The following is a 12,604-nucleotide window of genomic DNA, read 5'->3' on the forward strand; positions in this document are numbered from 1 at the left end:
GGGGCCGAGCGCTCTAACGCCTGGGTCACCCCGCGCTCACCTGTGGGATTCGTCCTGAGCGATCTGGCCGTAGGTTTTTTAACGTTTCCTGGCCGCCGCTGGGGCTGATCGCCCAGGACGGCTGGAACCACTCGGCCGGGCCTTGGCCGCGAAGGGTACGGCTGCGGAAACGCCGAAGCGGCGCTCTTCACCCCGGCTGACGCCTGAGCCCGCTAGCCCAGGCGCGCGATGATCGCATCGGCCACCCGCAGTGAGTTGGCGATGATGGTCAGGGTGGGGTTCACCGCGCCTACCGAGGGAAAGAAGCTGGCGTCCGTCACGTACAGGTTGTCGACCTCATGGGTGCGGCAATCGAGATCGAGCACCGTGGCCCTGGGGTCTTCGCCGAATTTCAGGGTTCCCGCCTGGTGCGCCGTGCCGCTGATCGGCGTGTCCTTGCCCAGATAGAGCCGCCGATCCATGAGATGCGGATGGATATCGGCCTTGTCGCAAATCTGGCGCAGCATGTCACGCAGCGCCAGATGGGCATCTGTATGGGCCGTCTGCACATCCAGATGGACCTGGCCATCGCGATAGAAAATCCGGTTCTCCGGGCGTGGCAGGTCTTCCGAGGTCAGCCAGAAATCGATGGAGTGCCGGGCGATCCATTCGAACGGCTGATCCGGCAGCCAGTGCAGAAAACTGGGCAGGCCCTCGGTCTGGATTTGTCGGCCATCGGACTTGCCGACCATCTGGATGTGCCCCAGCGGAAAGTCATGGGGATTGCGCGGGGACTTCGCGTGCCCATGGTAGAAATCGTTGAGCCCTAGGGTCTTTTGGAATTCGGTCGGGTTGGGGCTGCGCGAGATGGCCAGCACCGTCGAATTATGGTGGCGCATGTAGTTGCGCCCCACCTGCCCGGACCCATTGGCCAGCCCGTTGGGATGCCGCTCATTGGCTGAGCGCAGGAACAGCAGGGCCGACGACAGCGCGCCACAGGCGACCACGACGAGGTCGCCGCGGATGATATGGGTGCGCCCTTCGATCAGGGTCTCGACACCGGCGATTGAGTTGCCGGCGGCGTTGGTCAGCAACCGGCTGACATAGGCGTTTCTCAGCAGTTGGAGATTGGGCCACTGCTGCAGCGCGGGATCGAGGCAGATGATCTGGGCGTCGGCCTTGCCATTGGTGAGGCTGGGGTAGCCGTCGAAGGGATCGCAGCGCAAGAGCCTGGAGTGCGGGGTCGCCGCGCCGGCTTCGTCCTGATCGATCAGCCCGCCGATGGGCAGATGGAACGGCTGGAGCCCTTCGCGCGCCCAATCGTCCGCCAGTTGCTGAATGCGCGGCTCGTGCTTAATCGGCCGGTGCTTGTAGGGACCGGACGCGGTGGGTTCGGTGGGGTCTTCGCCGCGCTGGCCCCTGACCTCGTACAGCTCCTCGGCGGCCTGGTAGTAGGGCTCGAAGACGTCGTACTTGAGCGGCCATTCCGGCGAGAGGCCGTCGGCATGCTGCACCGCGAAGAAGTCTTCTTCGCGCAGCCGAAACAAGGCGGCGCCATAGACCTTGGAATTGCCACCGACGAAATAATGCAGGCCGGGCCGGAAGGTGTCGCCCGCCGAAGAGGTCCAGGTTTCCTCCGCCTGATAGCGGCCCTTGGCGAACACCTCGTCGGTGTCCCAGTTTTCCCGTTCGCGCTTGAGGTAATCGCCACGCTCGATCACCAGCACGCTTTTTCCGGTTTGCGCCAGCTTCCAGGCCAGGCTGCTACCGCCGGGGCCGGAGCCGATCACGACGACGTCGTAGTGTTCTTTGATCATCGGGGCCACCTGCATGACTAAAGTCGAGGATCGCATCGCTACCTGCTCGCCGGCCGGTAGCACCACCTGAATACGAGATCAGAGCCTGTTCATAATCTGCTGCGCGTCGGCCAAACTGCGTTGAAAACGCCCTGGAAGGCCAGCCCCGTCGGAATGCTCATTTACCACTCGTAAACTCGAGCGCGAGTCCGATCCGCTTCCTCAGGCGTTTTCGCCTTGTTTGGCTCTAGCTCGCGAGATTTTGAACAGGCTCTCAGCTAACCCCTATCTCTACGCCCCTATCCTTTTCATCTCCTTATGCCCCGTCTCGATAGCCATCTATCCGACTGGACGTTAGCGCCGCTTCAGCAGCTGACGCACACCGAGCAGCGCCACCGCACCCGCAAGGGCCCAGCAGGTGGAGCGGTGGCGATCGGTGAAGAGTTGCAGACTCCTGGGCTTGGCCTCCTGGTCGAAACGGCCATGGGCGGTAAACTCACCGGGAACGGGCTCGAACAGGTTGCCGGAGGCTTCCGTGGTGAGGGGCTCAGCGGTCAGTTGCCCCGAATAGCCCGTGCGCGCCAGATAACGGTCGATGAGACCCGGCACGAGGCGATTTCCCAGAATCGCCTTGATGGTCGGAAAGCCGAGCCAGACATTGCGTCTTCTATGCTCGGCGGCGAAGCGTATCGCCCGGGCCGCCACTTCCGGCTGAAACACCGGGGCGACGGGGCGGGCCTTGTGCCCCATCTTGTTCCGTGCCCAATCGAATTGCGGCGTATTGACCGCCGGCAAGTCGATCATGGTGAGGTGGACGTTCAACTTGTCATGCAGGATTTCCGAACGCAAGGAGTCGGTGAATCCCCGGATGGCGGCCTTCGCCCCACAATAGACGGCTTGCAAGGGGACCGATCTATAGGCCAGGGCCGAGCCCACGTTGACGATCACCCCGCGATTACGGCTCCGCATGCGCTTGAGCGCCGTCATCATGCCGTTGACCTGGCCCAGATAGGTCACCTGCGTCCCCCGCTCGACCTCTTGCGCGGTCAGGGCGGATACCGGCGCGAAGACCGTCGCCATGGCGACGTTCACCCAGACGTCGATAGGGCCGAGCTGAGTTTCGATCAGCTCGGCGGCCGCCTCTACCGCTTCGGCGTCCGCCACGTCGGTCGGTACCGGCAGCGCGGCAACGCCCAGGGCCCGGGCAGCTTGCGCAGCCTGCTCGAGGCGCTGCGGATCCCGGGACAGCAGCCCCACGTCGTAGCCCGCCCTGGCGAACTCCTCCACCGTGGCCCGTCCCACGCCCGCGCCCGCTCCGGTAATCACGACTAAAGGCATACTCAACACCTCGCAAGACGATGGATGCCTGCTTTCAATGCCAGGCAGGCTAGTGAAGTCTTATCGAGATCGAGTGGCGACCAGAAGTTCCCAGGCCAAGTGTCTGCCTTGCTTAGGGATTAATTAATATTATCTTGGCAACCAAAAACTCAAGCGCCCGCTCTGGCGTGCCGCATCCGCAGATCAGGAACTCATCCAGGGCATTTTGAATAATTCGACGGGCCTATATAAAGAGGCTTATCGAAGTTGTCATTAGATATTCAAAAGCCATCCCAAAGCCCATCAACTAAAGACTAGATGACTTGATGGAGTGGTCATCAACGAACAGCCAAAAGATGAATCATCCAAACCGCGTGAAAGATTGGCAGCGCTTGAACCTACTCGACCAGCGACCCATGAAGTGAACGCCGGTGGCTCCTGGGGTTGGTCACGGCTGAGCACGCTGGGATCGGCTCAGAGCGTGCTTTCTTCCTGCTGGTACACCCGCAACCCGCGCGCGTGGTAGTTGGCCAGGGCAGCCGGGTGGTCGAGGGTGCAGGTGTGCACCCAGACGCGCTCGGTGCCCGGCCAGTCCCAGGCGGAGCGGAGGGCGTGGCTCAGCAGCGGGCCGCCGAAGCCAAGGCCCATGAAGGCGCCGGCCAGGCCGAAGTAGCGAATCTCGACGTTGCGGCCATCCGGGCGGTACAGCTCGTAATAGCCGGCAATGGCGCCGCGATGATAGGCGACCCAGGTGCGGTGGCCCTCCTGTTCCACCAGCGCGCGCCATTCATCGTCGCTCCAGCGGTTCAGGTCGGTCCAGTCCCAGGCCTTACCGACCAGGCCATAGAGGAAGCGATTGAGTTCGGGCTGCGGCACCTCGCACTCGATGATCTGCAGGTCGGACCGCTGCGGCTTTTCCCGCAAGGCACTCGGCGAAGTCATCTCGAGGTAGAAGGTGGTGTAGCGCTGCGCCATCGTCGGAATCCTGGGAAAGACCAGGCCTGATTGTGGCTAAAGCGGCGGTGCCGATGCCAGCCCGACGTGCACCAGACTCGGGGCCCGCGGCAGACGTCCGCGGGCCTCGCCCTAGCCTGCCACCGCCGCACCGGTCGCCCGGCCACGCCGGGCCAAGGCCAGCACCATCAGCAGGCCGAGGGTGGCCATGCCGGCGCCGGCCAGGGAGATGGCGGGATAGCCCAGGCCGGCCTTGATCACCGCACCGCCGAGGGCCGCGCCTATGGCATTGCCCAGGTTGAAGGCGCCGATGTTGACCGCCGAGGCCAGGTTGGGGGCGTCCTGGGCGGCCTCCATCACGCGCATCTGCAGCGGCGGCACCAGGGCGAAGCTGGCGATGCCCCAGACGAGGATGGCCACGGCGGCCGGCAGCGGCCAGCGCATCAGCACGCTGAAGGCCAGCAGCACGACGATCAGCACACCCAGGGAAGCGATCAGGGTACGGTCGATGGACTTGTCCGCCGCCTTGCCACCCCAGAGATTGCCCAGGGTCAGGCCGACGCCGAACAGCACCAGCATGGCGGTGATGAAGGCGGTGGAGCCATGGGTCTCGCGGGCGAGGATCGGCGCGATGTAGGTGAAGACGGTGAACATGGCGCCGGAGCCGACCACGGTCAGCGCCAGGGCGGCCAGCACCGGTGGCCGCCCAAGCACGCGGATCTCGGCCAGCACCCCGTCACTCGGCGGCAGGGCGACGTTGGGCAGGGCGAACCAGAGCGCAGCCATGGTCAGCAGGCCGAGGCCGGCAATGCCCCAGAAGGCCTGGCGCCAGCCGAGCACCTCACCGAACCAGGTGGCCAGGGGCACCCCGCCGATGGTGGCCAGGGTCAGGCCCATGAACATGGCCGCCACCGCCCCGGCGCGCTTGTCCGGGGCGACCACGCTGGCCGCCACCAGGGCACCGACGCCAAAGAAGGCGCCATGGTTGAGCGACGTCACCACCCGGGCGATCAGCAGGCTGGTGTAATCGGTGGCCAGGGCCGACAGCAGGTTGCCGAGGGTGAAGATGGCCATCAGGCCGATCAGCAGGTGCCGACGCGGGATGCGGCCGGTGGTGAGGGTCATCAGCGGCGCACCGATCAGCACGCCGAGGGCGTAGGCGCTAACCAGCAGGCCGGCCGCCGGGATGGACACACCAAGGTCGGCGGCGATACCCGGCAGCATGCCCATGGGCGCGAATTCGGTGACGCCGATGCCGAAGGCACCGGTGGCCAGGGCCAGCAAGGGGGGATTGATACGCATGGGGAAGACTCCTTATCTATGCGGCGAATGCTAAGCTCCCGCTCCAGAGGCCGGTAGACGCCGGCTGCGACATGCACCTTTGCTTGGGAGTCACAGATGGACTTGGCCGGCCGCTCCGGGGAGATGCAGGTATTCATGCAGGCGGTGGAAGCCGGTAGCCTCTCGGCCGCCGCCAGAGCCCTGGGCCTGACGCCTTCGGCGGTGAGTCGCTCCCTCGCCCGCACCGAGCAGCGCCTCGGTGCGCGGCTGCTGCTGCGTACCACCCGGGCCATCACCCTGACGGCCGAGGGCGAGGCCTATCTGCGCGCGGCGCGGCGCATCCTGGCGGACCTGGCCGAGGTGGAAGAGGCCATCGCCGACCAGGGCGTGCCCCGTGGGCGCCTTAGGGTCAGCGCCGCCCTCGGCCATGGCCGCATGACGATGGTGCCGCTGGTGACCGCCTTCAGTGCCCGCTATCCCGATATCGTGGTGGACCTGGCGCTGGGCGACGAGGTGGTGGACATCCTCGCCGGCCAGGCCGATGTGGCGATCCGCTTCGGCCAATTGGCCGACAGCCCGCTGACCGCCCGCCCCCTCGGCGTCACCGGGCAGGTGGTGGTCGCCTCGCCCGCCTATCTCGCCCGCCACGGCACGCCCCAGGTGCCGGAAGACCTGCTCGGCCACAACTGCCTGAGATTCAACTTTCGCCGCGCCCTGCCCGACTGGCCCTTCGTCCGCGATGGCCGGGAATTCGCCCTGAAGATCGCCGGCAACATCGAGTGCAACAGCGGCGAGGCCCTGGCGCAACTGGCCCGGGAAGGCGCCGGCATCGCCCGCATCGGTGAATTCAGCGTGGCCGACGACCTGCGTAGCGGCGCCCTGGTGCCCCTGCTGGAGGCCTGGAATCCGCGCGACCAAGAGCCCATCCACGCGGTATTCGTCGGCGGCGCCACCATGCCGGCGCGGGTGCGGCTGTTCGTGGATTTCCTGGTGGAGCGGCTGGGACGCTAGACGCGCCCGAACCGCGCCTCGATCCACTTGAACGACTGCTCGTATCGCTTTTCGTAAAAAGTATGGTTAATGCCACCTGCATTGAGTGGCACCTCTGCTTCCTCAGCTCTTCTCCAGCCGATAGGTAACGCCTTGCCCAATACTCCGTCTCATCTGGCCTTTCTCGACGTACCCGGTGAAATGGCCGCCCTGATGCGGCAGAAGGACTGGTCGCAAACGCCTTTCGGGCCGCTGGAGACCTGGTCCACCGCCCTGCGTTCGGCGGTCAGCATCTGCCTGGGTTCGCGCTTTCCCATCGTGCTCTACTGGGGTGAGACCCGTGCGTTGATCTACAACGACGCCTGGAGTCCGGTACCCGGACGCAAGCACCCCTGGGCCCTGGGCAGACCCGGCTGGGAGGTCTGGGCGGAAATCTGGGACATCATCGGACCGATGTTCGACCACGTGATGCAGACCGGCGAAGCCACCTGGTCGGAGGACCAGTTGCTGCCGCTCAATCGATTCGGTTACGTGGAGGAATGCTACTTCTACTACAGCTACAGCCCGGTACGGGGTGACCGTGGCGAGGTCGAGGGCATCTTCACCGCCGTCACCGAGACCACCTACCGAGTGCTGGCGGAACGCCGCGAGCGGCTGCTGCGCAGTGTGTCCGAGGCCACCTCGGCCACCCGCGCGGCGGCGGACGCCTGTCGTGAAGGGGTGCAGCGCCTGCACGGAGTGCCGGAGGAATCGCCCTTCTGCCTCGCCTACCTGCGCGACCCGGCGACCGGCACCCTGCAGCGGGTAGCCGTCGCCGGCCTGGCGGCGGACGATGAACTCGCGCCAGCCGAGATTTCCGCCGCGCAGGCGTCGCCCTGGGATTTCGCCGCGGCGCGCACCTCGCCGGCCCTCGTCAGCGGCCTCAACGAACGCCACGCCGGGCGCCTGGCCGGCCTTCCCTGGCCCGAGCCGGTGGAAGAGGCCCTGGTGGTGCCCATCCCCGGGCCGCTGGGCGAGGAGCCCTATGGCTATCTGATCTCCGGGCTCAGTCCACGGCGGCGGGTGGACGCCGACTACGAGAATCTCTTCATCCGGGCGGCGGGGCACCTGAGCACGGCCATCGCCAACGCCAAGCGTTACGAAGAAGAGCGCCGGCGCGCCGAGCAGTTGGCCGAACTGGATCGCGCCAAGACGGCCTTCTTCTCCAACGCCAGCCACGAATTCCGCACGCCCCTGACGCTGATGCTGGGCCCCCTGGAAGACCTGCTGGCGCGACCCGACGATCGCTCGGGCCGGCCCGCGGTAAGTCGCCACGAACTCGAACTCATCCAGCGCAACGGCCAGCGCCTGTTGCGCCTGGTGAACTCCCTGCTGGATTTCTCGCGCATGGAAGCCGGCCGGATGCGTGCCCGCTTCGCGCCCCTGGATCTGGCGGTCTATACCGCCGAGTTGGCCAGCAGCTTCCGCTCGGCCATGGCGCGCGCGGGCCTGGCCTTCGAGATCAGCTGTGCGAGCCTGGACGAGCCGGTGTGGGTGGACCGGGAGCTGTGGGAAAAAATCGTGCTGAATCTGATCTCCAACGCCTTCAAGTACACCCTCGAAGGCCAGGTGAAGGTAACGCTGCAGCGCCAGGACGGGCGTGCGGTCCTGAGTGTGATCGATAGCGGCGTCGGCATTCCCGAGAGCGAACTGGGCAAGGTGTTCGAGCGCTTTCATCGCATCGAGGGGCAGATCGGCCGTACCCATGAAGGCACCGGGATCGGCCTGGCCCTGGTCAAGGACCTCACCGAATTGCATGGCGGCGAGGTACGGGTCTCCAGCCAGATCGGCGTGGGCACCACCTTCGCGGTCCTCTTGCCCTTCGGCCACGCCCATCTGCCGGAAGCCAATCGGGCGCCCTCGCACCCCCAGGTCTCGACCGCCACCCGCGCCGACACCTTCGTCGCCGAAGCGCTGCGCTGGCTTCCCGAGGAGCAGAGCGACGCCCCGCCTGCCCCCTTGCTCGGCGACGTACCGGGCAGCGGCCAGGGGCACGGCGAGCGTATCGTGCTGGCGGACGACAACGCCGACATGCGCGCCTACGTGGAACGCCTGCTGCGCGAAGCCGGCTACGAGGTCGCAGCGGTGGCCGACGGCAGCGCGGCGGTGGCCGCGGTGCAGGCGCAGGTGCCCGAGCTGGTGCTGTCCGACGTGATGATGCCGGTGCTCGACGGCTTCGGCGTGATTCGCGCCCTGCGCAACGACGAGCGGACCAGCGAGGTGCCGATCATCCTGCTATCGGCGCGGGCCGGTGAAGAGGCCTCCATCGAGGGGATCGCCGCCGGTGCCGACGACTACCTGGTCAAGCCGTTCAGCGCCCGGGAATTGATCGCCCGGGTGGAAGGCGCCATGCGCCTGGCGCGGCTGCGGCGGGAAACCGCCAAGGCGCTGCGCCAGGCCAACGAGGTGCTGGAGATCCGGGTACGTGAACGCACCCGCGAGCGCGACCAGCTCTGGGCCTACAGTCACGACCTCATTGGCATCGCCGACGACCAGGGGGTCTGGATCAGCATCAACCCGGCCTGGACGCGCACCCTGGGCTGGAGGGTGGACGAGATCATCGGCAGGAGCTCGCAATGGCTGGAGCATCCCGAGGACCAGCAGCGCACCCGCGCCGAGATCGCCCGCTTGGCCACCGGCGCGCCCACCTTCAACTTCGAGAACCGCTTTCGCACCCGGGCCGGTGGCTATCGCACCCTATCCTGGACGGCAGCGCCCGAGGGTGGCCTGCTCTATTGCGTGGCCCGGGATGTCACCGTCGAGCGAGAGCGGGCGCTGGAACTCGAACAGGCCAAGGACGCCTTGCGCCAGAGTCAGAAGATGGAGGCGATCGGCCAACTCACCGGCGGCATCGCGCACGACTTCAACAACCTGCTCACCGGTATCACCGGCTCGCTGGAGCTGCTGCAGCGCCATCTGGCGGGCGAACGTCCCCGGGCGGACCGCTACATCGGCATCGCCATCGCCTCGGCACAACGGGCGGCCGCCCTCACCCAGCGGTTGTTGAGCTTCGGCCGGCGCCAGGCGCTGGACCTGCAGCCGCTGGACGTGAATCGGCTGGTCACCGGCATGGAATACCTGATCCAGCGCACCCTCAACGAGAACATCCAGTTGCAGCTCCAGTTGCAGGCCGACGTCTGGCCTACCTGCAGCGATGCCAACCAGCTGGAGAATGCCCTGCTCAATCTCTGCATCAATGCCCGCGATGCCATGGTCCAGGCGGGTCAGCTGGAGGTCACCACCCGCAACCGGCGCGATCCCCCGTTGCTGATGCTGGCCGAGCAACTGAGCGGCGACTTCGTCGAACTGGCCGTCACCGATACCGGCAGCGGCATTCCCGCCGACGTGCTGGACAAGGTCTTCGAGCCCTTCTTCACCACCAAGCCGCAGGGCAAGGGCACGGGGCTGGGCCTGTCGATGGTCTATGGCTTCGTCAAGCAGAGTGGCGGCTATATCGATATCCACAGCGCGGAAGGCCGCGGGACCCGGGTCAGCCTGCTGCTGCCGCGCCACCTGGGCCTGGCGAGCGAGGCGGTGGCCGAGAGCGTCCAGCTCCAGCAGGGACGCGGCGAGCGGGTACTGGTGGTGGAAGACGAACCCGGCGTGCGCCTGCTGATCGTCGAGGTGCTCAGGGACCTGGGCTACACCGCGCTGGAAGCCGAGGACGCACCCACGGCCCTGGCGCTGCTGGAACGCGAGCCCCAATTGGACCTGGTGGTATCCGACGTGGGCCTGCCGGGCGTCACGGGACGCGAACTGGTGGAGGAGATCCGCCGCCAACGGCCTGGCATCGCCGTCCTGCTGGTCACCGGTTACGCCGAAGAAGCCATGGACGTGCAGCGCTTCCTGGGGCGGGACATGCAACTCCTGCAGAAGCCCTTTACCATCGAGGTGCTCAGCGAGCGGATCGAGCAACTGTTGCTCGCCCGGCGCACGCAGCCGTGAGTGCGGGTCCGGCGCCGAGACTCACCGCCGCGCCGGGGACGTCGGCCAATGCCGCCGCGCTGCGTCCGCCGCAGAAACGCGGCGAGAGCACTCGGTGGCAAACCGGAGAACCTGCCTCGATAGGTCGTTTTCAGCCTCATTTGACGACCATTCGAATCAATTCGGACCAAATGGAATAATTTCTCGCGACGTATCAAGTCGGACCTATCTGGGCCGATGCAGAGTGAAGGCATATCGCTGTCACTCTTCGCGCCAGTGCGCGGCCAGGGCTTTCGATGAATATCAAGGAGAAACTCACTTCGCTCTTCGCGGTAACCGCCTGCCTCCCAGTCATCCTGGTGGCGGGCGTGGTCATCATGAACATTCGCAGCCAGGCCACCGATGATTTCCTCGACGGTAGCGGGCGTGAGATCCGCCAGATCGATCGCAACATTCAGCAGTTCTTCGCGGGCATCCAGCAGAACGTCGACTATCTGGCCAAGGAGCCCAACATCGTCGGCCTCGACGGCTTGAAGCACTACATGGGCGCCGATGCCGCTCAGCTGCCACAGCCGGAGGCCGGCAAGCAAACCCTGGAGTTCTTCACCCGCTTCGCCAAGACCCATCCCACCACCGCCTACCTGTCGGTCGGCCTGACCGATGGCGGCTACGTGAGCTGGCCGGACGACCCCAAGCTGGCCAATTACGATCCGCGCGCACGCCCCTGGTATCAGGCGGCCATCGCCAATCCGGGCAAGGTGGTGCGCACCCCGGCCTATTATTGGGCGACCGACGACGTGTCCCTGATGGGCGTGGTGCGCACCATCGAAGACGCCAACGGCAAGGTACGCGGCGTGTTCGGCCTGGACATCTCCCTCAAGCAGCTCACCGATCTGGTGAAGAGCATCACCCTCGGCCAAAGCGGCTACCTGATGCTGGTGGAAGACAGCGGCAACGTGCTGGTCGACCCCCGCGAGCCCAAGCACAACTTCAAGCAACTCAAGGACCTGGGCGAGGCTTACCAGAAGCTGAGTGGCATCCAGAGTGGCCTGGGTGAAGTGACCCTCAATGGCACCGACTACATGGTCAACGTCTATCAGGCCAAGGACCTGGGCTGGAAATTCATCGGTCTGATCGAACGCAGCGAGGTGATGGGCAAGGCCACCCAACTGACCTGGCAGATCGCGGGTATCACCGCGGTCTTGGCGCTGGTGTTCGCCCTGCTCGGCGCGGCCTTCGCCGGCATGATCGTGCGGCCGATCCGTAGCGTGTCCGCGGGTCTGGAATCCATCGCCGAGGGCGAGGGCGACCTGACCAAGAGCCTGACCGTGCAGGGCAAGGACGAAACCGCCACCCTCGCGGGCTGGTTCAACCAATTCCTCGCCAGCATCCGCCAACTGGTCCAGCGTATCGGCCAGGCTTCGAACGATCTGCAGCAGGCCTCGCAGACCACCACCGCCGCGGCGACCAGCATGAACGAGGTGGCCGGTCGCCAACGCGAAGCCGTGGAGATGGTGTCCACCGCCTTCAACGAGATGGTCGCCACCTCCAACGAGGTCGCCCGCTCCTGCAGCCAGGCCGCGGCCTCCGCCGACGTCGGCCACCACAAGGTGCAGGAAGGCTACGGCCAGATCGAAAAGGCCACCGGCAACGTCAACCAGCTCAGCGGCAGTCTCACCCAATCGGCCCAGGCCATGGCGGTGCTGGAGCAGGACAGCCAGAACATCAACACCATCCTCGACACCATTCGTGGCATCGCCGAGCAGACCAACTTGCTGGCGCTCAACGCCGCCATCGAAGCCGCCCGGGCCGGTGAACAGGGCCGCGGCTTCGCCGTGGTAGCCGACGAAGTACGGGCCCTGGCCAAGCGCACCGCCGACTCCACCGGCGAGATCGACGGCCTGCTCGGCAGCCTGGCGAAACGCACCCAGGAGGTCACCCGCCAGATCGAGACCAGCCTGGAGCTGTCGCAGACCAGCGTGGCCTCCATCAGCGAAGCGCGGGGCAGTTTCGAAGGCATCCGCAAGTCGGTGGACGAGATCCGCGACCAGGCGCTGCAGATCGCCGCCGCGGCTGAGGAGCAGCACCAGGTGGCCGAGGACATCAATCGCCACATATCCCAGATCCACAACGACGCCCAACAGGTGGAAGGCCTGGCCCAGTCCACCACGCGGGACTCCGCGCGCCTGGCGCAACTCTCCGGCGAACTGGACGGCCTGGTCCGGCGCTTCAAGACCTGATCGTCGACCGCGCTGAACGAAGCCTCGCCGGTGCTCCCGGCGGGGCTTTTTGTTGGGCGGCTTTTTTTGGGGGGTGGATGAGGC

The 12,604-nt window shown here is 66.1% G+C and carries 7 protein-coding genes and 1 pseudogene; 4 read left to right on the forward strand and 4 right to left on the reverse strand.

Annotated features, from left to right (window positions below; translation table 11 throughout):
* Positions 1-212: 212 nt before the first annotated feature.
* From FAZ11_RS11575 to FAZ11_RS11590, 4 genes are all read right to left on the reverse strand, one after another.
* Positions 213-1,796, reverse strand: a complete 1,584-nt coding sequence (locus tag FAZ11_RS11575; protein WP_137279101.1) for an FAD-dependent oxidoreductase — start codon at positions 1,794-1,796, stop codon at positions 213-215.
* 333 nt (positions 1,797-2,129) lie between these two features.
* On the reverse strand, positions 2,130-3,119 hold the full coding sequence (locus FAZ11_RS11580; protein WP_204957078.1) for an SDR family oxidoreductase: 990 nt from the start codon (positions 3,117-3,119) through the stop codon (positions 2,130-2,132).
* A 447-nt stretch (positions 3,120-3,566) separates the two neighbouring features.
* Positions 3,567-4,067 carry a GNAT family N-acetyltransferase gene (locus FAZ11_RS11585; protein ID WP_058772364.1) on the reverse strand — a complete coding sequence of 167 codons (501 nt, stop codon included), beginning with the start codon at positions 4,065-4,067 and terminating at the stop codon, positions 3,567-3,569.
* Between the two features lie 111 nt (positions 4,068-4,178).
* A complete protein-coding gene (locus tag FAZ11_RS11590) occupies positions 4,179-5,348 on the reverse strand; it encodes an MFS transporter (protein WP_058772363.1) in 1,170 nt (389 codons plus the stop codon).
* A 96-nt stretch (positions 5,349-5,444) separates the two neighbouring features.
* Between FAZ11_RS11590 and FAZ11_RS11595 the strand changes: the two genes are divergently transcribed.
* The 4 genes and pseudogenes from FAZ11_RS11595 (at position 5,445) to FAZ11_RS25465 (ending at position 12,520) form a co-directional block, all read left to right on the forward strand.
* Positions 5,445-6,338 (forward strand): LysR family transcriptional regulator, encoded by an 894-nt coding sequence (locus tag FAZ11_RS11595; RefSeq protein ID WP_058772362.1) that lies wholly within the window; start codon positions 5,445-5,447, stop codon positions 6,336-6,338.
* Between the two features lie 132 nt (positions 6,339-6,470).
* Complete coding sequence (locus FAZ11_RS11600; RefSeq protein WP_058772361.1) at positions 6,471-10,301, forward strand: ATP-binding response regulator; 3,831 nt, start codon at positions 6,471-6,473, stop codon at positions 10,299-10,301.
* A gap of 356 nt (positions 10,302-10,657) precedes the next feature.
* A pseudogene (locus FAZ11_RS25460) lies at positions 10,658-11,665 on the forward strand (cache domain-containing protein); the annotation flags it as partial.
* Positions 11,666-11,791: 126 nt separating this feature from the next.
* A complete protein-coding gene (locus FAZ11_RS25465) occupies positions 11,792-12,520 on the forward strand; it encodes a methyl-accepting chemotaxis protein (protein WP_420849623.1) in 729 nt (242 codons plus the stop codon).
* Positions 12,521-12,604 lie beyond the last annotated feature (84 nt).

This window comes from Pseudomonas rhizoryzae, assembly GCF_005250615.1.
Classification (GTDB): Bacteria; Pseudomonadota; Gammaproteobacteria; order Pseudomonadales; family Pseudomonadaceae; genus Chryseomonas; species Chryseomonas rhizoryzae.